Origin of the sequence: Pseudomonas sp. PDM01 (assembly GCF_014852325.1) — a bacterium.
GTDB classification, from domain to species: Bacteria; Pseudomonadota; Gammaproteobacteria; order Pseudomonadales; family Pseudomonadaceae; genus Aquipseudomonas; species Aquipseudomonas migulae.
This window is the reverse complement of sequence record NZ_JACVBK010000001.1, coordinates 143,039-166,368: the sequence shown is the minus strand read 5'-3', so window position 1 is coordinate 166,368 and position 23,330 is coordinate 143,039. Positions and strand designations below refer to the sequence as shown.

Here is a 23,330-nt window from a genome sequence, read left to right as displayed (position 1 = left end):
GACTGTCAGCACTCAAACACGAGGTTTTTTATGAATTTCTCCACTCTGCACCCAGGCTCCGCCACCGAACGCCCAGTGATCGTCGACAAACAACGCACCATTTCGTTTCTGGGCGAAGACTTGCGCATCTACGCCACGCCGCGCCTGGTCGACGACATTGAACAGACTTGCCTCGATTACCTGCTGACCTTCCTCGACGAGGGTGAAAACACCGTGGGGGCGGCGGTCGATATCCGTCACGTCGGCGCCACGCTGCTGGGCATGTCGGTGAACATTGTCGCCACGGTCACCCGCATTGAAGGTCGCAGCGTCACCTTCAATGTCGAGGTGCGCGATGACGTCGAGCTGGTGGCGACAGCGGCGCATACCCGTGTGGTGGTGAATGTCGCCAAACTGCGCAGCCGCGTCCAGGCCAAAGCCGAGGCAGCGGCCGCCGGCGACGTCGAAGACGGCGTGCTCAGCCCTTCGCAATTCTCCGCGTCGCGCTGAGTCAGGGTCTCCGTCATGATCACCCTTCACGAACGCAACGGCATGCCGAACCTGGCGACCGGGGATGCGCTGCCGGTCGTCGATGCCCATCACCATTTGTGGGACTTGGGCAACGGGCGCTATCCGTGGTTGCAGGACGAGTATCACGAGGAATTCTTCCTCGGCGACTATCACAGCCTGTGCCGTGATTTCCTGCCGGAACAGTTCCTTGCCCTGACCGAAAATCAACGCTTGGTCGGCACGGTGCACGTCGAGGCCGAGCGTGCGCGCGATGAGCAAGTCGCCGAGACACGCTGGCTGGAACAGGTGAACGCCCGTTACGGCTTCCCGAATGCCATCGTTGCCCATGCCTGGTTCGATCGCGAAGACAGTGCAGAGATTCTCGCCGCTCAAGCCGCCAGGCCACTGGTGAAAGGCATCCGTTCAAAACCGGTGACCTCGGCATCGCCGGACGTATCGGTGGCCGGTGCCAAGGGCACCATGCAGGACCCGAACTGGCTGGAAGGCTTTTCGCGGCTGGCCGAGCACGATCTGTCGTGGGACCTGCGGGTGCCGCCGTGGCACCTGGTCGAAGCGGCGGAAGTGGCGGCGATGTTTCCGCAGATCCGCATTGCGCTCAACCACACCGGTTTCGCCTGGGACCGCAGCCCACAAGGCATGGCGCGCTGGCGCAAAGGCCTGGAGGCGTTGGCCTTGCAGCCGAACGTGCACATCAAGCTGTCGGAGTTCGGGCTTAAAGATTCGCCCTGGAATTATGACGACAACCGGATTGTGGTCCTGACCGCGCTGGAAATCTTCGGCCCCGAGCGTTGCATGTTCGCCAGCAATTTTCCGGTGGCCGGGCTGCGCGCTTCCTACGACACGATTGCCGATGGCATGGCCGCGATGCTCGCCCCCATGGGCCGTGCGGTGCAGGAAGCGGTGTTCGCCGGCAACGCCCGACGCTTTTATCGATTGGAGGAGCAGCATGGATAACCTGTCGGCCATCGACTGGCGCGCACGTTTTCTGGCCAGCGGCGACGATGCGGATTTGCCCATCGTCGACGCGCATCAACACTATTTCGATATCGAAACCCATTACTACCCATGGCTGAACGACCGCCCGTTGCGGCCGTTTCGTTATGGCGATTACTCATCGATCTGCCGCAATTTCCTGCCCGCCGACTATCACCGTCTGACCGGCCGCCATCACGTCGTGCAAACGGTCGTGATCGAGGGTGAGTGGGACCCGGCGACACCGGCCGATGAAGTGCGGTTTGTCGAATCGCTGGCGAAAACCGAGTCCACCCTGGGCGCCATGGTCGCGCAGGCCTGGCTGGATCGTGAAGACGCTTTTGATCTGCTGCGCCTGTACGGCGATCACCCATTGGTGCGCGGCATACGCCACAAACCGGCAGTGACCAGCCGTGAGGCCTGGCGCGAAGATTTTGTCGCCCCCGGTTCGATGCGCGATCCGCGCTGGCGCGAGGGATACGCACAATTGGCCGAAAACGGCCTGCACTTCGAATTGCAGGCGCCGTGGTGGCACCTGCCGGAAGCCGCCGAACTGGCCCGGGACTTTCCCGACGTGTCCATCGTGGTCAATCACACCGCACTGCCCGCCGACCGCTCCGAAGAAGGTCTGGCCGGCTGGCGTGAAAACCTCGCCCTGCTGGCAAAGGAGCCGAACGTCGTGCTGAAGATTTCCGGCATCTGCATTCCCGGCCAGGCATGGCCGGTCGAGGCGAACCGCGTGGTGGTGAACGACGCGATATCGATTTTCGACGTCAGCCGCTGCGCGTTTGCCAGCAATTACCCGGTCGATGGCGTAGTGAACAGCCTCAGCGAAGTGTTCGACGGTTTCAAAACCATTGTCCGGGACCGCTCTCTCGAAGATCGGCTTGCGCTGTTTCATGACAACGCCCGACGCATCTACCGGCTCGCTTGACCCGATTTGAACAGCTCATCAGGAGTCCAACATGTTTGAAGTTTCAGGCCACAACTACATCGCCGGCACACGCTCGGCCAACGGCACGCACACCCTGCAAAGCCACGACGCCAGCACTGGCGAAGCACTGCCCTTTCGCTTCCATCAGGCGACAACCGAGGAAGTGAATGCTGCTGCAGAAGCCGCGGCCACGGCGTACCCGACTTTCCGCAACCTGTCGGCCGCCCGACGCGCCGGGTTCCTCGATGCCATCGCCGCAGAACTCGATGCACTGGATGACACGTTCATCGCCCTGGTGTGCCAGGAAACTGCCCTGCCCGCCGGGCGCATTCAAGGTGAACGGGCACGCACCAGCGGCCAGATGCGCCTGTTCGCCACGATGCTGCGTCGGGGTGATTTCTACGGTGCGCGCATCGACCGTGCGCTACCGGACCGTCAGCCACTGCCGCGTCCCGACCTGCGTCAGTACCGCACCGGGCTCGGTCCGGTCGCCGTGTTCGGCGCCAGCAACTTTCCGCTGGCCTTCTCCACTGCCGGCGGCGACACCGCTTCCGCCCTCGCCGCCGGTTGCCCGGTGGTGTTCAAGGCCCACAGCGGCCACATGGCAACCGCCGATTACGTCGCCGATGCGATCACCCGCGCAGCGCGCAAAACCGGGATGCCCGCAGGCGTGTTCAACCTGCTCTACGGCAGCGTCGGAGAAGCGCTGGTCAAGCATCCGGCCATTCAGGCGGTCGGCTTCACCGGTTCATTGCGTGGCGGCCGCGCCTTGTGTGACATGGCGGCGGCTCGCCCTCAGCCGATCCCGGTGTTCGCCGAGATGAGCAGCATCAACCCGGTGTTGCTGATGCCCGAAGCACTCAAGGCACGCGGTGAAAAAATCGCCGCCGAGCTGAGCGCTTCCGTGGTGTTGGGTGCGGGCCAGTTCTGCACCAACCCCGGTTTGGTGCTGGGCATTCGTTCGGCGGAATTCACTGCATTCCTCGAACGTTTTACCGGATTGATGAGCGAACAACCGGCGCAAACGATGCTCAACGCCGGCGCCTTGAAAAGCTATTGCCATGGCCTCGACAACCTGCGCGCTCACCCCGGCATCACACACCTGGCCGGCAGCGAGCAACAGGGCAATCAGGCACGGCCACAAGTGTTCAAGGCCGATGCGAGCCTGCTGATCAATGGCGATGAGTTGCTTCAGGAAGAAGTGTTCGGCCCGACCACCCTCGTCGTTGAAGTCGCCGACCACAGGGAATTGATGCAGGCATTGCACGGTTTGCGCGGGCAGTTGACCGCCACGCTGATTACCGAGGATTCGGAGCTCGATACCCTCGGCGATGTACTGGCCCTGCTGGAACAGAAAGTCGGGCGCGTGCTGTTCAACGGTTATCCCACTGGCGTGGAAGTCTGCGACGCCATGGTGCATGGCGGCCCTTACCCGGCGACGTCGGATGCACGCGGCACCTCGGTCGGAACCTTGGCGATCGATCGTTTCCTGCGGCCGGTGTGTTACCAGAATTGCCCCGACAGCTTGTTGCCGGAGGCCCTGAAAAACAGCAACCCGCTGAGCATCGCCCGACTGGTTGACGGCGTCAGCAGCCGCGATGCGCTGTAAGTCACCCGGCTTCAACTAACAACCACGTTTAGCGACAACTTCCGCGCCTGTTGAACTACAGGCGTCGGATTCGCTCGTCCCGAAAACCGCAACACCCACACAACAACAAAAACAGAGGAAGTCTCATGCAAGTCCAACGTCACCCGAAACAACGCCTGTGCAAACTGATGCTGGCCGTGTCCGCCGCCGTGATGATCAACATTGCAGGTGCTCAATTGGCCTTTGCCGAAACCACTCCCACCGCGACGACCGCGCCGATGCAATGCCCCACTGAAGCCACACCGCGCTACACCAAAACCCCCACCGGTTACCTCATGGTCCTGCGCACGGGCGACAACGCGTTCAAGGAGCTGACCAAACTGGCCATCGCCGAGAAGATCCCCAGCGCGTCCATCACCGGTATCGGCTTCGGCAACGTCAAGTTCGGTTTCTGGAACAAGGACAAGAAGGACTTCGACGCCAAGCTCTTGAACGGTGTCGAGATGGCGAGCATCACCGGCTCGGTCGCCTGGAAAAACGATCAGCCTTCGATCCACATGCACGGCGTGGCCGGTGACGCCACGTTCCAGGCGTATGGCGGCCACATCCTCGACTTCGAAGTCACCACCGGCTCGATGGAAATCACCGTGATCGTTCACCAGCGTCGCCTTGAGCGCGGCATTGACCCATGCATCGGCGCCAACGTGCTGGGTATCTGATCCAGGCATCACGCTCCCGCCTGTCACGGCGGGAGCCACCCTCCTGAATTCAAAAACTACAAAAAAAAGGGGCGATTTACATGAGCAACAAGAACACCGTTGTAACCCTGGCGCTGGGCGTCATTGCACTGAGCACCCAGGCCCACGCCGATTTCCTGAGTGACAGCAAGGCAACCCTGGGGATGAGGAATTTCTACTTCAACAACGACAACCGCGACGGCCCGGCCGCGCCGTCAAAAACCGAGGAATGGGCGCAGGGTTTCATGCTCGACTTCAAGTCGGGTTACACCGACGGCATGGTCGGCTTTGGTGTCGATGCGCTCGGGCTGATGGGGATCACGCTGGACAGCGGCAAAGGACGCCACGTCGGCAGCAGCATGATTCCGTCGGACAGCGACAACAGCGCGGTCGATGAATGGAGCCGGCTGGGGTTGACCGGCAAGGTCAAAGTCTCGAAAACCGAGCTGCGCCTGGGCACGCTGATGCCGAAACTGCCGATCCTGGTGTCCAACGACGGGCGCCTGCTGCCACAGACATTCGACGGCGGCCAGATCACTTCCAGCGAGTTCAAGGACCTGACCCTCACAGGTGGCCGCATCGAACATGCGACGGGCCGTGGCTCAAGCGACCGGACAGGCCTGGCGGCCACCGGCGGCACCCGTGAAAGCAATGCCTTCGACTTCGCTGGCGGCGACTGGAAAATCACCAAGGACCTGACCGCCCAGTATTACTACGCCAACCTCGACAACTATTACACCCAGCAGTTTTTTGGCCTGTTGCACACGCTGGCGATCTCGGACAATCAATCGCTGAAAACCGACCTGCGCTACTTCAAGACCGATTCGTCGGGCGCTAACAGCTCGGGCACGTCAGGCTACCGAATCAGCGGCTACACCGAAGGCGCCGATGGCGAAATCGACAACCGAACCTGGAGCGCCGCACTGATCTACACCGTCGGTGCCCATGCACTCACCGCCGGTTATCAAAGCGTCTCCAGCGGCAGCAACTTCACTCAACTCAGCCAGGGCAACCTGCCCGATAAAGGTGCCGGCGGCGCCAGCCTCTACCTGTACACCGATCGCCTGATCCAGACCTTCACCCGTGCGGGCGAACGCACGTCTTTCGGTCAGTATGCGTATGACTTTGCCGGTGTGGGTGTACCCGGTTTGAAGGCTTCGGTCATCTACCTCAGCGGCGATAACATCAAGACCGTCACCGGCGACACCCAGAAGGAATGGGAACGGGATTTCGGCCTGGACTACACGATTCAATCCGGCGCGCTCAAAGGAGTCGGGTTTGGCTGGCGCAACGGCAAGTCCAACAGCGAAGCGAGCCGTGATCAGGATCAGAACCGCTTGATCGTGAGCTACAGCATTCCGCTGCTTTAACGCGTACCGGTTCGCAGGGATGCGACCCCCTTAAAGAATCGAGCGAATGGTGCCGCCCTCGACGCGCATGGCCATGCCATTGAGCGCCGGTGACGCCGCCAGATGCAGCACGCTGCAGGCCACTTCTTCAGGCTCGATCATGCGCCGGATCAACGACGTCGGTTCGGTATCGTCAAAGTAATCGTGGACCACCTGCTGCGGGGTGATGCCTTTCTCGGCAGCGATTTCGCGGTGGTAACGCTTGACCGCCTCGGTGTAGGTCGGCCCCGGCAGGATCGAGTTGACCCGCACGGCGGTGCCTTTGGTGAGTTCGGCCAACGCTCTGGAAATCCCCAGCAGGCAGGTTTTCATCGCACCGTAATGAACCATCCACGGCTGTGGCTTGACCGCGGATTCACTGCTGATAAACACAATCGAACCGTGCCCGCGTTCGAGCATCTGCTTCATGACCAGCCGCGTCATGCGCACACCGCTCATGACATTGACGTTGAAGTAATGAAACCACTGGGCGTCGTCCGTTTCGAAAAAGTCCCGGACCTCGAAGATGCCGACATTGTTGATCAGGAAATCGATCGGCCCGGACTCAAGGGCCAAGGCCACCAGACGTTCCGCCGCGCCTTCCTGGGTCAAGTCTGCCACCAGGCCTTTGCTGCGTTCACCCAGTTCTGCGACGGCTGCGTCGACCTCTTCCGCCAACAGCCCGCTGATGACCACGTTGGCGCCTTCAAGGATGAAACGCTGGGCGATGGCCTTGCCGATCCCCGTCGCGCCGCCGGTGATCAGCGCGGTTTTTCCAGTCAGTTGATAGTCCATGAACACCCCTGGTTTGTTGTTATGCGGACAATCATGCCCCAGGCCTGGCGTGAAGACTTTCAAGGGTTGCTGAAGACTGATTCAGCAAAAAACCGAAACCGCGGGGTTGTGTTGCAATCAGGGCGAGGTCAACTGCGGCCCGATTCGCTCCAGCAGGAAATCAATGAACACCCGTACGCGATGGGGCAATTGCTGTCCCGGGCCGATGAACACGGCGTGAATCGCCTCGGTTTCACCACTGTCGAATGCCTCCAGCACCGGTACCAGACGCCCCGCTTCGATGTCGGCGCTGATGTGGAAATTCGCCAGCCGGGCAATCCCCAATCCGGCCAGCGCCGACTGACGCATGCTCTCGCCGTCACTGAGCAGGACATTGCCCTTGGGCTCGATCTCGATGCGTTGACCGTCAGCGCCGCGAAAAACCCAGGCCTGGGAATGGCGATGAAAACCAAAACTGAGGCGGTTATGCCGCTGCAACTCCTCCAGGGTTTTCGGCTGTCCCCAGCGGGCGAGGTAACCCGGTGAGGCCACGGTGATCTTGCGGCTTTCACCCAAACGTCGCTGGACCAGGCTCGACTCTCTCATCGGGCCGGTGCGGATCGCGACGTCCGCGCGGCGCTCCAGCAAGTCCACCACGGTGTCGGTCAGCTCGACGTTCAGCGTGATGTCCGGGTAGGCCGCAAGAAAATCCGGCAGCAGCGGCAACAGGCAATGCAGACCGAACGGCAAGTTGGCGTTGACCTGAATCAGCCCGCTGGGCCGGGTCACGTTGGCGATATCTCGCTCGGCGGAATCGATCAGTTCAAGAATCCGCAGGCATTCGTTGTTGAACCGCTCGCCTTCCGCCGTGAGTTCCAGACGCCGCGTCGAACGATGCAACAAGCGCGCACCCAAGCGCGCCTCAAGTCGCGCAATCAGTTTGCTGACCGCCGAGGGCGACATGTCCAGGCGTCGTGCGGCTTCAGAGAATGTGCCTGCGTTGACGACCCGGGTGAACACTTCCATCTCGCCGGAGCGGTTGATGTCTTTGATCGTTAGCATGAACTTGATTCACAGATACTTGTAGTTCCAGCAGTCTAGCTCATATACGGAGTGGATCGTATCGTGACCGGATTCCTTGACCAGGAATACCTGCGCCTTCCATTTAATGCGAGGCCGGGCATAACTCAAAGATGCAAGGGAGATAATCCATTGAAAATTTTCGTTACCGGCGTAACCGGTTACATCGGCGGTTCCGTAGCCAAATACCTGGTGGATGCGGGCCATGAAGTCAGCGGCCTGGTGCGTAACCCGGAACACCGCGCAGCGTTGCAGGCACTGGGCATCACCCCGGTACTCGGCACCCTCGATGACGCTTATATTCTCAGCGAACAGGCGCGCGCTGCCGACGCAGTGGTCAACGCCGCCAACTCCGACCATCGTGCTTCGGTGGAAACGTTTATCAGCGCCCTGAGCGGCAGCGGAAAAGTGCTGTTGCACACCTCGGGTTCGAGCGTGGTCGGTGATGATGCTCGTGGCGCCTATGAACGCCCGGATATCTTCACCGATGAAACACCGTTCACGCCGATGGACATCCGCAAGGACCGGGTCGAGATCAATCAGCTGGTGCGTAATGCCGGCGTTGAGCTGGGTATTCGCAGCATCGTGTTCTGCCCGACCATGATTTATGGCGAGACGTTGGGCGTGCCGGCGAAAAGCGATCAACTGCCGAAACTGTTCGCTCAATCGCGCAAGTATGGCGCGGGGGCTTATATGGGGGCCGGGGTGCATCGCTGGTCCAACGTGCACATCGAGGACCTGGCGGAGTTGTATCGTCTGGCTATCGAGAAGGCGCCTTCTGCTTCGTTGTTCTTTGCCGAGAATGGCGAGGCTTCGTTTATCGAGATTGCGACGTCGATCAGCAAGTCGTTGGGTTTTGGCGGGGCGATTCAGAGCTGGCCGGCGGATGAGGCGATTGCTGAGCTGGGGGATTGGGCGCGTTTTGCCATTGGTTCGAATAGCCGTGTGCGTGCGGTCAATGCTCGTGTGTTGTTGGGCTGGGCGCCGAAGCGGGAGTCGATTCAGCAGTGGATCGAGACTAGCGGTGTGCAGTGGTGATTGTTCGCTTTATGCGGTGATGCTGCTGGGTGTGTGCATATCCATTTCTGCGGTAACGGCGGCTATTGGTTCCGCTCTTACAGCGGGTCACTTGGAAGAGCGCCAAGTAACCAAGCGCTCTTGCCCCTTTCGTTCGGTGCCTCGCTAAGGCTCGGCATGCCCTCGCTCCGGTCCTGCTCCGTGGGCCCGCCGCCATCGGCCATCCATGGCCGGGGGCGGCTAACCCGGCATCCATGCCGGGTTGCCCACTGCGCAGAACCTCCACTCGGCCTCTCGAGGGGGCGCTCAGATCAAAAGCGGAAGGCGAGCTAACGCTCGGCCTGATGAGTGGTGGAAATCAAAAGCGTACGCGATTCCCTGTAGGAGCCGGCTTGCTGGCGATAGCGGCGGGTCAGCCAACGTATGAATCGGCAGGACAGACGCTATCGCCAGCAAGCCGGCTCCTACAGGGGGAACGCGTAAATGTCCGAAATTAGTGTGGCTACCACAGTACGGGAGTGTACGTACGGTTGAAGAGCCAGATCGGCTGGCAAGCCACCTCGCATTGCTGTTGCCGTAGTCGTCCCCCCTCGAAAGGCGCGCACGTTACGGATTTCCTGTAGGAGCCGGCTTGCTGGCGATAGCGGTGGATCAGTCAACGTATGTATTGGCTGGACAGACGCTATCGCCGGCAAGCCGGCTCCTACAGTTGATCGTATTTATCCAAACGCATCTGCATTTCCCTTGTAGGAGCCAGCTTGCTGGCGATGGACGTCAACGATAACGCAGGGTGTCTGAATAAACGCGTCGCCTAGACGTTTTTCGCCGGCAAGCCGGCTCCTACAGGGAATCCCATACGCTTTTGATTCCCACCACTCATCAGGCCGAGCGTTAGCTCGCCTTCCGCTTTTGATCTTGAGGTACACGCCCCCTCGAGAGGCCGAGCGCAGGTTCTGCGCAGTGGGCAACCCGGCATGGATGCCGGGTTAGCCGCGCACGGCCAGGGATGGCCGATCGCGGCGGACCCACGGAGCAGGACCGGAGCGAGGGCATGGCGAGCCTTAGCGAGGCACCGAACGAAAGGGGCAAGAGCCCTTGGTTACTTGGGGCTCTTCCAAGTGACTCGCTGTAAAAGCGAAACCATTAGCGGCCGTTACCGCAGAAACGGATATGCACACAAACACCAAGCCAAAAAAAAACGTGCAACCAGCGCGCTCGTCAATGAACACCCCGGTCACACGTACAGGCCCATAACGCCCAAAGGGAAAAACCGCAGGCGACCTCACCAAAAGCCGCCTCAATCAGTCAGCAAAAAACCGCAATCAACCCAGCACTTCCAGCGCCACACTTTCAATCCCGGCCGCATCAAGCCGGTAATGCCGGTAAAGATGAGTCGGCGGCGCAATCAGGCTGTACTCGTCGTAAATGCCATGCCGCCGCACTTTGACCCCAACGCCCTCTTCCGCAATCACCTCACACACCGCCCCACCCAAGCCGCCGATGATGTTGTGCTCTTCCACCGTCAGAATCGCCCGGCTATTGCGCGCCGCAGTCAGCACCGCCTCACGGTCCAGCGGCTTGATGGTCGTCATGTCGATCACCCCCACCGAACGCCCCGCGGCATTCAACGCCCGAGCCGCTTCAAGGGCCGGGTGAACCGTGGAGCCGGTGGCAATGATCGTCAGTTCATCGCCCATCAGGTGCACGGTGGCTTTGCCGAAGACAAAGTCCGGAACGGTGTCATACACCACCGGATCACGCCCGCGCTGAATGCGGAAGTAGATCGGTTGCGGGTAGTTGGCCGACGCCAGAATGGCCGCCTTGAGCTGATTGCCGTCCGCCGGTGCGACCACTGTGATGTCGGCAATCGAACGCATGATCGCCAGGTCTTCAGTGGCATGGTGCGAGGTGCCGTAAAAGCCCAGGGAAATCCCGGCGTGGTGGCCGATCAAACGTACCGGCAACGCGGAGTACGCCACGTCCATGCGGATCTGCTCGCAGCACAGCAACGGCAGAAACGAGGCAAACGTCGCCACAAACGGCTTCATGCCCACCGCCGCCATGCCGGCTGCCGCCGACACCATGTTTTGCTCGGAAATCCCGAATTGCACGAAACGCTCCGGGTGCAGCTGCGCGAATTTCGACAGGCCGTTGGAGTACTGCAAGTCAGCGGTGCCGGCGACAATCGGCTCGCCCTGCTCGACCAGTTCGATCAGTGCATCAGACAAGGCATTCAAGCTGGGTGTCTGGCTGTTCAGTTCCCGGTACTGCCAGGAGTTGTTCGACAGAGGTGCGGTATTCATGAGTTAAATCACCTTGCTTTTGATTTCGTCGATAGCACGTTGCGCATCTTCCGGATCGAGATAACCGAGGTGCCAGCCGGGCTCGGTTTCCATGTAGGAAACGCCCTTGCCTTTCACCGTGTTGGCGATGATGCAGACCGGCTGCGTGCGAGTGGTATCAGCCTTGAGGCGACGCAACAGACGGGTGACCGCCGCCAGGTCATGCCCGTCGACCACGTGGGTTTCCCAACCGAAGGCGATCCATTTGTCCGCCAGCGGTTCGATGCCGATGACGTCGTCGACATTGCCGTCGAGCTGGTAGCCGTTACGGTCGATGATCGCCACCAGGTTGTGGACTTTGTGGTGAGCCGCTCCCAGCGCCGCTTCCCAGACCTGCCCTTCCTGCATTTCACCGTCGCCGAGCATCACGTAGGTGGTGAACGACTTGCCGAGCATGCGCCCGGCCAATGCCATGCCCAGGCCGCCGGACAAGGCGTGCCCGATTGAACCGGAGGAGAAATCCACGCCCGGCACTTTGCGCATGTCGGGGTGATCGCCCAGCGGGTTGCCGAGGCGCGTGTAGTTATCGAGGATCTCTTTCGCAAAGAAGCCCCACTCCACCAGCACCGGAAACAGGCCGACCGCCGCATGCCCCTTGCCCATCATGAAGCGGTCGCGATCAGGCCATTTCGGCTCGCCAAACCGCAAGTCCATCACGTCGTAATACAGCGCGGCGAACAACTCGGCGGCGGAAAAAACCGAGGTGTAGTGACCGACCTTGGCGATCTCGATCAGCCGGATGGTTTCCAGGCGAATGAACTGGGCTTTTTCCCGCAGGCGAGCCAGTTCAGTGGCGGTCAGTTCGAACGCGCGATCACCTTCGCGCAGGTCCTGTCTTGTCAAATCAGTCATGTGTAGTGTCCAGGCGCATTACCAAAGTTGCGGCCACATCCAGGACGTGGCCGTACACACGCACGCAATCGCGACAAGGCGATTACTGCGCTTTCAAACGCGGTGTCATGTAGTCGTTCAAACGGGGCATGACCTGCTGCGCCGTCAGCTCCATCGAGCGCCGCCACAGTGCTTCGTCATCCCACTCGTGGAAGGCGGTCATCAAGGTGCCGAATGGCCCGGTCTGCTCACTGAACGCGACCAGTTGTTCGGTCACGGAATTCACGTCGCCGTAAATCACCATTTCCTTGATGCAGTGATCGACCGTCACTTCCGCGTCGGTCATGTCGGGGCGGGTCTTGAAGATCTTGGTGTAGTTGTTGGAGGACAGGTTATCGATCATGTAATCGAAGTAACGGCGCAGGGTGCAGCTCTCTTGCGCCAGGTAGTCTTCGGCCTGGGCCTGGGAGTCGGCGACGAACACCGAACGGGCCACGCGCCAGTTGTTCGCATCGGCCTTGACCCCGGCACTTTCGGCGCCCTGGCAGTAAGCCAGCCAATGGGAGGCCACGGTCGCCGTCGGGTTGAAGTTGGCCGACATCAGGTCCCAGTCTTTGGCCCCAGCCAGTTTCGCCGTTCCGGAAAACGGGCTCATGGCCGTGGTTGCAACCCGTGGGAACGGCTTCTGGAACGGCGTCGGCATGTAGCCGATTTCCAGCTCGTGATTCACCGAGTCCTTGAGGCTGACCTGGAAGTGTTCCGAGGAAAACTCGTAAGGGGCGCTTGAGTTCCAGATGGCGCGGATCATCTCGTAGCATTCGACCATCATCTGCCCACGGTCCTTGCCGTTGCTGCCGAACACCTCGAAATCCGAGGCCAGGCCACCTGGGCCGATGCCCATGATGAAACGGCCCTTGGACATGTGATCGAACATCGCGGCGTCGGCGGCAATCCGCGCCGGAAAATGATGCGGCAGGTTCAGCACCCCGGTGCACAACTTCATGCGTCGGGTCAGCGGAATCAGGCTGGACATGAATTGCAGGGCATTGGTCACCGGCTCCGTGCGTTGCGAGGTGTGCTCGCCGACCCAAAGCTCATCAAAACCGACGGCGTCGGCGTGGACGGCGCAGGCAATATCCTGATCGTACATCTCGTGATAATCCCAGCCCTTGTGATGAAGGGGCTGCATGAACATGGCAAGTTTCATGTCGTTCTCCTGCTGTTTTCAGTGATCGGTGCGCTGCTTGATTTCTATGCGCAGCACACCGCTTTCAGGACGTGCGCTCGTTTTGCAGGCGTGCCAGTGCCGGCGCTGCAAGTCGCAACGTTCAAGGGATGCGTTCAATTTTTCTCGGCGATCGGCTTGAGCAAGCGCAATCAGCCGCGCCTCTTCAACTGCCGTGCAGCAACCAGCCGCCGTCCACCAACAGATCGATACCCGTCACGTAGGAGGCCAGCGGCGACACCAGAAACAGCACCGCATTGGCGATCTCGAAGGGCTCTGCCGGCCGACCCAGTGCAATGTTGTTCAACACGTTGTTCTGTCGGTGTTGCGCCAGCAGCTCCGGCTCCAGATTGCCTGGCGTTGCCGTCAGCCCGGGGGATACCGAGTTGACGCGAATGTTGAAGGCGCTCAGGTCCTTGGCCAGGCTTCGCGTCATCGCCAGCACCGCGCCTTTTGACGCGTCGTAGGTGCAGTGATTGGCCATCGGCCGGTGACCGCAAATCGACGACAGATTGACGATCGCCCCGGCGCTCGCCTGCTTGCGCATTTGCCGTTGAGCGGCCTGTGCCCCTAGAAACACCGCACGCGTATTGATGGCGTGGAGTTCATCCCAGAAACCTGGATCAATGTCGTCAACGGCCTTGAGCGGATAAACGCCTGCGTTGTTGATCCAAATATCGAGGCGGCCGTATCGCTCGATGGCGGTGTCTGCCAGGCCCTGGATGTCGGTGGGACGACAGACGTCGGTGGCCAGGAACGAAACGGCAAAACCGGCTTCGATCAGTTCATGGCAACGCTCTGGCGCCAGGCTGCCGATCAGCACGTTGGCCCCGGCTTCGGCCAGCCGTTGGCTGATGGCGAACCCGATGCCACTGCCACCGCCGGTGACGACGGCGGTTTTACCGCGCAAGTCGAGCAACTCGGTAAAGGGCCGGTAAGGTAGCGGTTGATACGGGGTAGACATGATGGAGCTCCTCAGTGACAGCCCGTTATCAAGCGGTGGCCAGGGTCATGATGGTGTCGGGCGCGATCTGCGGTCGGTGCAAAATCCCTTGGGAACAACCGCGCGCCATGACCATCACCCGATGGGACAAACCGATGACTTCCTCAAGGTCAGAACTCACGACAATCACCGACACGCCGGTCTTCGACAGTTCGATGATCAACTCGTAAATCGCCGCTCGCGCGCCCATGTCGATGCCCCGGGTCGGCTCATCGAGAATGATGACTTTCGGGTTGCGCGCGATCCATTTCGCGATGACCACTTTCTGCTGATTGCCGCCCGACAACTTGTCGAGCATCTGTTCCGCCAGGCCCTTGATCCCCAGTGTCGCAATGCGCTCCTGGGCAAACGCCAGAACCCGCTGATTGGCCATGACGCCGCAGGAGCTCAGGCTGTCGAGATTGCAGTAGGCAAGGTTTTCGGCAATGGTCTGGCTCAGCACCACACCTTCGGACTTGCGGTCTTCGGGAATCAGCACCACGCCGGCACGGATCGCCGCCAGCACGTTGTTGGCAGGCAGGTGCCGGTCACCCAGCATCACCTTGCCGTGATTCACCGCACTCAACCCGGCAATCGCCTGAACCAGCTCCGTGCGGCCGGCGCCGACGATGCCCGCGATGCCGAAGACTTCGCCGGCCTTCACCGAAAACGAAATGTCGTGGAAGCGCCCGGCCTTGTCCGACAGTTGTTCGACATTCAACACCACCTCTTCGCGAGGCGCTGGCAACTGCGGAAACAAGCGCTCGATCGAACGTCCGACCATCTGCGATACCAGCACGCTGACATCGGCCGCTCCGGTTTCGTGGCGAGCAATGAGGTGGCCATCGCGCATGACCACCACCTTGTCGGCGATCCTGGCAATCTCCTCCATCCGATGGCTGATGTAGATGAAAGAAACGCCCTCTTTCTTCAACTCCTCGATCTGTCTGAACAACAGGTCGGTCTCTTCCTTGCCCAGCGCCGCCGTCGGTTCGTCGAGGATCAGCAGCCGCGAATTGAACGTCAGCGCGCGGGCAATCTCCACCAGTTGCTGCGCGGCGATTTTCAACTGGCGCACAGGGGTGTCCGGCGAGATATCGAGGCCCAGTCGACGCAGCTGTTTTTCTGTCTCGCGGTACATGTGCTTGCGGTCGATGATCCCGTCCCGGGTCGGTAGATGGCCGAGGAAAACGTTCTCGGCCACGCTCAGGTCAGGCAGCAGATGGATCTCCTGATGAATCATGTTGATCCCCAGGGCAATCGCCGCCCCCGGACCGGTCGGTGCATAGGGCTGGCCGGCGAGGAACATCGTGCCTTTGGACGGCGTCAGCGCTCCGGCGACGATGGAGGAAAAGGTCGATTTGCCCGCACCGTTTTCCCCCAGCAGCGCCACCACTTCCCCGTAACCGATATCGAGACTGATGTCCTCCAGCACCTTGACCGAGTTGAAGGATTTTCCGATGTTGCAGGCGCTGAACAGCGGCGCCTGATCGCTGGTGATCGCTTTCATGACGTGCCCTCCTTCGCCGATCTCAAGGATGTTGCTCAAGGAAAGCCGCGACGTTTTCCCGGGTGGTGACGAAGGCCGGCAGCAGCTGGGTCTTCTCGACCGGTTTGCCTTGTTGCAGATTCACCGCAGTGCGCAAGGCTGTACGGCCCATTTCCACCGCTTGCTGGGTGATGGTCATGTCCAGCTTGCCGTCGCGGATGGCTTCCAGCGCCGACGGCAAACCGTCGTAGCCGAACACCCAGACCTTGTGATCGATGTTGGCGACTTTGACCGCCTGGGCGGCACCGAGCGCCGGGGCATCGGAACGCCCGATGAAGACGTTGATCTTCGGGTTCTTCTGCAGCATGTCCTGGGCGACTTTGAAGCCGTTGTCCTGTAGCCAGTCGGTAGGTTTCTGGTCGACGATTTTCATCTCCGGCGCCTGGGACAGCACCGCGTTCAGGCCCTTGGCCCGAGCCACTTCCGTCGAGTCGCCCAAGGTGCCCTGGAGCAGGCCGATTTCAGCCTTGCCCCCGGTCAATGAGATCATCTGCCGGGCCAGCTCACCCGCTGCCGCCAGGTTATCGGTGGAGATGTAGGCATCGCATTCGACGTTCTTCGGGAAATTGTCGATGCAGATCACCGGCACGCCCTGCTGACGCGCCAGCCGCACCGGCACGGCCGACGCCGCGCTGCCCGTGGCGGTATAGAGCAGCACATCAATGCCCTTGCTCAACATGTCCTGAATCTGGCTGACCTGCCGGGCGGGATCGGCCTGTGCGTCGGCCACCAGCACGTTCTTGATGCCCAGGGTCTTGGCCTGTTCCATGACGCCGTCACGGACCATCAGGTAGAACACCCATTGCAGGCTCGGGATCGACATCCCGACAGTGATCTGTTCCGCCGGTTTACTCTCGGCGTGAACGCCTGCCGACATCATGCAGGTCAACAGCGGCAGCCACAGAAAGCGCCGCGAAAATGCGTGGAGGTTCATGTCTTTATCCTTTTTATTGTGTGTTGGACGGTTCGACCAAAGGGGTTCAGTCAGCTTTGCGCTTGAGCAGATCGAGCATCACCGCGAAGGCAATCACCGCGCCGATGACCACTTGCTGGACGAAGGGAGAGATGCCGGCCAGGTTCAAGCCGTTGCGCAAAACGCCGATGATCAGTACGCCGACAATCGTGCCGACCACGCTGCCGGCGCCGCCCTTGAGGCTGCCGCCACCGATGACCACCGCCGCGATCACATCCAGCTCATAACCGACACCGGCGCCCGCTCCGGCAGTGTCCAGGCGCGAGGTCATGATGATTCCGCCCAGAGCGGCGCAAATGCCCGAGATGATGTAGACGGCACTGGTGTAGCCCTTGACGCGGATGCCGGCGAGCTTGGCCACCTTGCTGCTGCCGCCGATGGCGTACAGGCTGCGGCCGGGGACGGTGAACTTGAGAACGAACCAGAACACCAGGGCCAGCACGATGAAGCAGGTCACGGTCAGCGACAGCACACCGCCGTAGCGAATCACCGAGAGGTTGCTGAACCACTCCGGGAAACCGCTGACTTGCGCGCCGTCAGTAACCATGTAGGCCAGCCCGCGAGCGATGGACATCATTGCCAGCGTCGCAATGAAAGACGGCAACCCTGCCCTGACCACCATCAACGCCGTGGTTGAACCACACGCCGCACCGGCAGCGATCGCACCGAGCATGGCGACCCACATCGGCAACCCGAGCACCTGTTCGAGCCAGCTCATGACCATGATCGCCACCGCGAGCACCGCGCCCACGGACAGGTCGATACCGCCGATGAGAATCACCAGCGTCATGCCCAGCGCCATGATGCCGAGCACGGTGACTTGATCCAGTACGTTGAGCAGGTTACTCAACGTCAGAAAACTATCGGTGAAGACTGTTAATACCGTGCATAACAATAAAAGGCCGATCATCGGGCCTGCGACATTGGTGTCCAGTCCGATCCACTTGGGAATGGACCCGGACAGTCTTGATTTCACCAGCAACTGATTATTCATACCCACATCCACTTCTTATCTAATTGTTATAAGACCGAGCAAGACACAACGACTGTTTAATTCCCAAGTTCCCTGTAACGCCCGCCCATATACAGAAGCGGCGCTTCCAGAGGTTGCGTAATCACATCAATGACATTGCCGATGAATATGGTGTGCGTGCCGTGTTCGATTTCCTGCACCACTTCGCAAAAGATCGCAGCCTGCGCGTCGACCAGGTAACGAATGCCGTGCATACCGGTCTGCCAATCGCCTGCGACGAAGCGCTGCTCGCGCAGGTCCGGCTGACTGAAAATCTTGCAGATCGGTTCGTGGTTGTTTTGCAGCATGTTTACGCAGAACAGCCCGGAGCGTTTGATCACGGGTGAGGCGCTGGCGCTTCGGTTGATGCAGATCAGCGCCGACGCGGGGTCCATCGACACCGAAGAAAAAGCGGTTGCCGCCAGACCATGGGGGTGGCCGTCATCATCGAGTGTGGTGATCAGGGTTATGGAGGAGGCGAAGCGACCCATCGCCAATTTGAATTGGCCGGCCAGATCAATCGCTGGGGCGGCCTCTTGATATTGAACACGCATACATAAACCCTCTTCTTATTGTGACTCATCAAGCGCAGGCATTCATTATTAACAATCACCCAGCATTTTCTATTCACTTTTAAAAAATTGACTTTTCAACTATTCCGAAAGGTGAAGCCAACAACAAACTCATTTGAATTACCTTCACAAGTGCCCTGAAACGCCCGCCCCAAGGGGCTCTCATGTTTATGGCCGCACTTATCAACACCGCCGACAATATGGCTTTAACTGAATAATCGGCCGATACTTCATGAACAACTAACAAGAAACTTCCGCGAGACGAACTGCCATGGTTGATCGATTACAGGACATGCGAATGTTTCGCCTGGTCGTGCAGACCGGGTCACTTTCAACCGCCGGACGACAAATGGGCCTGTCGCCAGCGGCCATGAGTGGCCGGCTCAAGGCGATGGAGGAGTTCTATGGTTTGCGCTTGCTCAAGCGCAACACCCGCAGCCTGAGCCCCACCGCCGAAGGGCAGTTGCTGTTTGAAAACGCCCTGAAAATTCTCGAACAGGTTGATGCGCTCGACAGCGTCATCAAAAACGGTCACAGCGATCTGCTGGGCACCATCGGCCTGACCTGCCCGACCGACCTGGGTCGGCAGTGGGTCAGCCAATTGGTCGATGCGTTTATCCGCGAAAACCCGCATGTCAGCATCCGCCTGTTTTTCACTGACCGGATACTGGACTTCGTCGAGTCCGGCTCGGACATCGCGATCCGTTTCGGTGACCTGCCGGACAGCTCGCTGATCGCCCGCAGCCTGGGTGTGGACCGGCAAATGGTCTGCTGTTCGCCGCAGTACCTTGAACAACACGGCACGCCCCTGCACCCCGAAGACCTGCATCAACACAACTGCCTGGTGCAACTGCGCGCCGACTTTGCACTGGATCGCTGGAAGTTCATCAACAAGGGCGTGCCGACCACGATTCAGGTCAAGGGTAACCGGCTAGCCAACGACGGCTTTACCCTGCGCCAGTGGGCGGTTCAAGGCTTGGGAATTATCTGGAAGTCGGTCTGGGAGGTGGCGGAGGACATTCAGGCCAAGCGGCTGGTGCCGCTGCTGGAAGACTATCAATGCCCTACCACGGGGTTCCATTTGCTCACCGAAGGCGGGAAGAAATTGCCGCCACGGGTCAGATCTTTTGTCGAGTTTGCCGTTCAGTACTTCAAGCACCTCGACACCGCGTCGCGACACATTCTGAGCCCGACGCCCGACGCCATCGTGCTCAGGGAAGCGAAACCGCCTGCAGATCGGCAAATACCGGCTTGAGGTTTGTCAGCATCCGCTCATAGGCCTTGCGCATGCCGGCATAGAACGCCTGTTTTGAAACGTCGGGCAAGGTCAGGGTTTCGTCCGGACTCGGCCAATCAGTAGCGGTCTGCTGCAAATCTGCGAACACCCCGGCACCGTGCCCTGCCAACATGGCTGCGCCGAGCACACCGTACTCGGCGGCTGGGGGTTTGCGATAAGGCAGGCCCAGCACATCGGCCTTGATCTGGTTAAACAGCTGGCTGCCAGACCCGCCACCCAGACTGAATACATCAACCGGATCGACAACGATCTGCATGTCCTTCATGCACCCGAGAAAACGCGCGTATTCGTAGGCAATCGACTCCAGCATCGCCCGGTATTGGTCGCTGCGGTCGTGGGTCCAGTCGAGACCGACGAAGGCGCCCGCCAGCGAGGCATCGAACGGCGCATGGCGCCCGCCGAGATGGGGCAAGAACAATAATTTATTGCGCTCGGCCAACGGCGCGGCGGCCCGCTGTTCGAGCTGTTGGCATTCGACGCTATCGAGACCGAACCGATTGAGGCTGATGCCGGCCCCACCGACGTAGGCCATCGAATAAAACAGCTCGGGGATGCAATGCCGGAACGTGGCGAGGGTGTTGTGCTGCGAGTCGACCGCATAGTGGTCGAGCAACGTCGCCAACACTGAACCGGTGCCGGCAATGTCGAACAGTTGCCCCGGCGTGAAGGCCCTGGTGCCCAGCAACGAGGCGGCGATATCCCCACAGCCGGCATAAATCGGTGTGCCGGCCAACAGTCCGCAAACGCTCGACGCACTGGGGCCGACCGAGCCGATGCGATCCCAGGGTTTTACCAGCGTGGGCAGCCGGTCGGCCTCAAGGCCGAATGCCTCAATGAGCGAAGTGTTCCATTGCATCGCCTGGCTGTCGGCAAAACTGTTGAAGCCCAGGTAGGTGTAATCCATGAACGCGGCATCGCTGTTCAAGTCAGCCATGCGCCCCGCCACATACGCGGCCGGCATGATGATCTTGCTGATCTTGCGATAGGTGTGTGGTTGCTCCTCGCGCCAATACAGCCATTTCGCCGCGTGATTGGCACTCACCGGGCCACCCGAGCATTGGATGATCTGTGGCTCGCAGGCCTTCAGTCGCGGGACCTGACTGGCGCAACGCAGATCCAGCCACGAGTCATAGGGCGTGGTCGCCTCCCAGTCCCGGCCGATGGTGGAAATCCCGGCCATCTGTCCGCAAATCGCCAGGCCGCCAACGTCCGAGAGCTGGAAGTCGGACTGACTCAAGGCATCCTTTATCGCCAACAGGACCGAGGCATACAGTTCGTCAGGGTTCTGTTCGAACACCTGACGCGCAGGATTCAACAAACGTGTGGGGCGACTGGCGGCGCCCAGGTTGCGGCCGTTTTCGTCCATGACAACGACTCGAGTGCTTGAGGTGCCCATGTCCACCCCAACCAGCAATGCTCGACTCTTCAAGGGTTGGCGCTCGCACAATTCAGCGGTGATTGTTATGCAGACAGAATACTGTCATCAAACACCCTGCGCATTAACTGCCACTGTCCGTGCGAAAAAGCCTGAGCGCTGGTGGTCAGAAGCGACGGCGCAAGATTTCGCCGCCGCCTCTTGCAGGCAGTTTTCAATCCTTGAATTGCGTCAGTTGCTGGTTCAACGACCCGGCCTGATCGCGCAATTGCAGCGACTGATCGAGCAGGCTGCGGATCGCGTGATCGTTCTGCTCGGAGATGCGGCTGACACCCTGGATGGCGACGGACAATTGCTCACCGGTGGCGGCCTGGCTTTGGGTCTGGCGCGCCACTTCGCTGATGCGCGTCAGAATGTCCTGGGCATGCTGGCGAATCTGATCGACACCTTGCGCCGAGGTGGTCAGTTGCACCACGCCCAGGCGCACCGCTTCGCCGACTTGCTGGACGTTGGCAACCGTGTTGCGCACATCAGAACCGATGGCGCCGATCATCTCGCCGATTTCACCGGTCGAGCGGCTGGTGCGTTCTGCCAGTTGCCGCACTTCGTCCGCCACCACGGCGAATCCGCGTCCCTGCTCCCCTGCCCGTGCGGCTTCGATTGCAGCGTTCAGGGCCAGGAGGTTGGTCTGGTCGGCGATGCTGCGAATCACCGCGATGATCCCGGCAATCTGCTGCGAGCGTTTTTCCAGGTCGCCCACAGTGCCGGCAACGTCGTCCATGGTCTGGTCGATGTGGGTGATCCCGGCCAGGGTCTGGTTCATATCGCCGGAGATATGCTTGGTCAGCTCTTCGGTGTTGCGCGCCAGTTGCTCCACGTCTTCGGCTTGCTGCGACATCTCGGTGACCGAGTGCGCCAGCGCGGTTACGCCACTGGCCATTTCTTCGGTCGCGGTGTGTTGCGACGTCGCCCGGTCGGCAACGGCCTGAGTGGTATCGCCCAGGTGATTGGAGATCTGCATCAGGGCGCCGCTGCTGTGGCGAATCGACCCCACCAGGTCCCCCAGGCGCTGGATAAACTGGTTGAATGCGCCCGCCAGTTTGCCGGTTTCATCGCCGCTGCGTTGTTCAAATCTCAGGCCCAACTCGCCGCCCCAGGCCTGGATGCCGACCGTCAGGCCGGACAGCGGACGAATGTGCCACGCCAGCAAATGCCAGAGCACGATGGCCAATGCCAACAGCGCCACCAGGCCGATGACGACCGCAGTCCAGAGGAACTGATTGATACCCGCCATGGCTTCGGCCAGCGGGTACGCCACCATCAGCGCCCAGGTGTTCGGGGCTTTGCCGATGCGCACCGGTTGCAGCACATAACCCCAGCCATCGCGCTGGAAGTCATACGGCTGACCGGCCTTGATCGCCTCTTTGGCAGCCGTCGGCAAATCGTCGGCCGGCTGGCTCAAACGCTTCGCATCAGGGTGGCTGGCGTACAGGCCGTTGCTCGAAACCAGAGCGCCATAACCTTTGTAGGCATCGATTTTCGCCAGTTGCCGATTGATGCTTTCAAGCGGGATATCGACACCCGCCACGCCCAGGGCTTTGCCGCCCTGCAACAGCGGCGCCATGATCGACACCATCATGACTTTCTGGCCGCTGCCCGTGCTGTAGGCAAACGGTTCGGAAGCCCACGGCTGACGGCTGTGCAGCGGCTGATAGTAGTACTGGTTATCGGCATTTTCCGGGGCATAACCGCTGAGCGCTTCCGATTTCACCGAGCCACTCGCACGGTTCCAGTAGGTCAGGTAACGGCCGGTGGCGTCGTGATTCGGCTGGTTGGCGAATTCGCTGTCCTTGCCATCGAAGGCGTTGGTTTCCCAATACTGCCCCAGGCCCAAAAGTTGCGGATTGGCTTCAAACAGTTGGCGGGTCACGGCATCGGCGGTCTTGCGATCAACGTGCTGTTGCTGCATGGCCGTTGCGACACTGGCCAGCGATTCGGCGACGGTAAAACCGACACCCAGTTCGACTTCCACTTCCTTGGCATTGGCCTTGACGACCGTGTCGACCAGCTCGGCGGTTTCTTTGATGGAGGAGCCATAAGCGATATAGGCGATGGAGCCCAGCAGCAGCGCCATGACGACGACGGTCCCGATCAGGGCCGTCCAGAACAGCT

The 23,330-nt window shown here is 60.4% G+C and carries 19 protein-coding genes and 2 pseudogenes; 8 read left to right on the top strand and 13 right to left on the bottom strand.

Features of this window, described 5'->3' with window-relative positions:
- Positions 1-30 precede the first annotated feature (30 nt).
- The 6 genes from IB246_RS00775 (at position 31) to IB246_RS00750 (ending at position 6,111) form a co-directional block, all read left to right on the top strand.
- Positions 31-489 (top strand): thioesterase family protein, encoded by a 459-nt coding sequence (locus tag IB246_RS00775; RefSeq protein ID WP_008043095.1) that lies wholly within the window; start codon positions 31-33, stop codon positions 487-489.
- Positions 490-504: 15 nt separating this feature from the next.
- Positions 505-1,464 carry an amidohydrolase family protein gene (locus tag IB246_RS00770; protein ID WP_008043096.1) on the top strand — a complete coding sequence of 320 codons (960 nt, stop codon included), beginning with the start codon at positions 505-507 and terminating at the stop codon, positions 1,462-1,464.
- The gene (locus IB246_RS00765) at positions 1,457-2,416 is read left to right on the top strand and encodes an amidohydrolase family protein (RefSeq protein ID WP_008043097.1); all 960 of its coding nucleotides are present in this window, start codon (positions 1,457-1,459) and stop codon (positions 2,414-2,416) included. The genes IB246_RS00770 and IB246_RS00765 overlap by 8 nt, the downstream gene beginning before the upstream one ends.
- Before the next feature lie 31 nt (positions 2,417-2,447).
- Entirely contained in the window at positions 2,448-4,025 is a 1,578-nt protein-coding gene (locus IB246_RS00760) for an aldehyde dehydrogenase (NADP(+)) (protein WP_008043098.1), read from the top strand.
- 125 nt (positions 4,026-4,150) lie between these two features.
- Complete coding sequence (locus IB246_RS00755; protein WP_008043099.1) at positions 4,151-4,723, top strand: PPC domain-containing DNA-binding protein; 573 nt, start codon at positions 4,151-4,153, stop codon at positions 4,721-4,723.
- 80 nt (positions 4,724-4,803) lie between these two features.
- On the top strand, positions 4,804-6,111 hold the full coding sequence (locus tag IB246_RS00750; protein WP_008043100.1) for an OprD family porin: 1,308 nt from the start codon (positions 4,804-4,806) through the stop codon (positions 6,109-6,111).
- A gap of 30 nt (positions 6,112-6,141) precedes the next feature.
- Here IB246_RS00750 and IB246_RS00745 read toward each other — a convergent pair whose 3' ends face one another.
- Entirely contained in the window at positions 6,142-6,924 is a 783-nt protein-coding gene (locus IB246_RS00745; protein ID WP_008043101.1) for an SDR family NAD(P)-dependent oxidoreductase, read from the bottom strand.
- Between the two features lie 117 nt (positions 6,925-7,041).
- Entirely contained in the window at positions 7,042-7,965 is a 924-nt protein-coding gene (locus IB246_RS00740; protein WP_008043103.1) for a LysR family transcriptional regulator, read from the bottom strand.
- A 150-nt stretch (positions 7,966-8,115) separates the two neighbouring features.
- Between IB246_RS00740 and IB246_RS00735 the strand changes: the two genes are divergently transcribed.
- On the top strand, positions 8,116-9,021 hold the full coding sequence (locus tag IB246_RS00735) for an NAD-dependent epimerase/dehydratase family protein (protein ID WP_008035828.1): 906 nt from the start codon (positions 8,116-8,118) through the stop codon (positions 9,019-9,021).
- Positions 9,022-10,322: 1,301 nt separating this feature from the next.
- Here IB246_RS00735 and IB246_RS00730 read toward each other — a convergent pair.
- The 8 genes from IB246_RS00730 to IB246_RS00695 all read right to left on the bottom strand — a co-directional run bounded on the left by IB246_RS00730 (position 10,323) and on the right by IB246_RS00695 (position 18,468).
- Positions 10,323-11,303, bottom strand: coding sequence for a transketolase family protein (locus IB246_RS00730; protein ID WP_008042097.1), 981 nt, complete (start codon positions 11,301-11,303; stop codon positions 10,323-10,325).
- A 3-nt stretch (positions 11,304-11,306) separates the two neighbouring features.
- Positions 11,307-12,194 (bottom strand): transketolase, encoded by an 888-nt coding sequence (locus IB246_RS00725; RefSeq protein WP_008042088.1) that lies wholly within the window; start codon positions 12,192-12,194, stop codon positions 11,307-11,309.
- A gap of 82 nt (positions 12,195-12,276) precedes the next feature.
- Positions 12,277-13,380 (bottom strand): LLM class flavin-dependent oxidoreductase, encoded by a 1,104-nt coding sequence (locus IB246_RS00720; protein WP_008042079.1) that lies wholly within the window; start codon positions 13,378-13,380, stop codon positions 12,277-12,279.
- Positions 13,381-13,564: 184 nt separating this feature from the next.
- A complete protein-coding gene (locus tag IB246_RS00715; protein ID WP_008042076.1) occupies positions 13,565-14,362 on the bottom strand; it encodes an SDR family NAD(P)-dependent oxidoreductase in 798 nt (265 codons plus the stop codon).
- A 28-nt stretch (positions 14,363-14,390) separates the two neighbouring features.
- Complete coding sequence (locus tag IB246_RS00710; protein WP_008033229.1) at positions 14,391-15,890, bottom strand: sugar ABC transporter ATP-binding protein; 1,500 nt, start codon at positions 15,888-15,890, stop codon at positions 14,391-14,393.
- Between the two features lie 22 nt (positions 15,891-15,912).
- Positions 15,913-16,863 (bottom strand): sugar ABC transporter substrate-binding protein, encoded by a 951-nt coding sequence (locus tag IB246_RS00705; protein WP_008042074.1) that lies wholly within the window; start codon positions 16,861-16,863, stop codon positions 15,913-15,915.
- 46 nt (positions 16,864-16,909) lie between these two features.
- Complete coding sequence (locus IB246_RS00700; RefSeq protein WP_008033226.1) at positions 16,910-17,896, bottom strand: ABC transporter permease; 987 nt, start codon at positions 17,894-17,896, stop codon at positions 16,910-16,912.
- 56 nt (positions 17,897-17,952) lie between these two features.
- The gene (locus IB246_RS00695; protein WP_008042072.1) at positions 17,953-18,468 is read right to left on the bottom strand and encodes a flavin reductase family protein; all 516 of its coding nucleotides are present in this window, start codon (positions 18,466-18,468) and stop codon (positions 17,953-17,955) included.
- Between the two features lie 289 nt (positions 18,469-18,757).
- Here IB246_RS00695 and IB246_RS00690 point away from each other — a divergent pair, with 289 nt between their 5' ends.
- Entirely contained in the window at positions 18,758-19,741 is a 984-nt protein-coding gene (locus IB246_RS00690; RefSeq protein WP_225608990.1) for a LysR family transcriptional regulator, read from the top strand.
- Here IB246_RS00690 and IB246_RS00685 read toward each other — a convergent pair.
- The 3 genes and pseudogenes from IB246_RS00685 to IB246_RS28955 form a co-directional block, all read right to left on the bottom strand.
- Positions 19,698-21,185 carry a xylulokinase gene (locus IB246_RS00685; RefSeq protein ID WP_274517693.1) on the bottom strand — a complete coding sequence of 496 codons (1,488 nt, stop codon included), beginning with the start codon at positions 21,183-21,185 and terminating at the stop codon, positions 19,698-19,700. The genes IB246_RS00690 and IB246_RS00685 overlap by 44 nt on opposite strands.
- 187 nt (positions 21,186-21,372) lie before the next feature.
- A pseudogene (locus tag IB246_RS28960) lies at positions 21,373-21,909 on the bottom strand (methyl-accepting chemotaxis protein); the annotation flags it as partial.
- Positions 21,910-22,233: 324 nt separating this feature from the next.
- Positions 22,234-23,127, bottom strand: a pseudogene (locus IB246_RS28955) (cache domain-containing protein); the annotation flags it as partial.
- Positions 23,128-23,330: the final 203 nt, after the last annotated feature.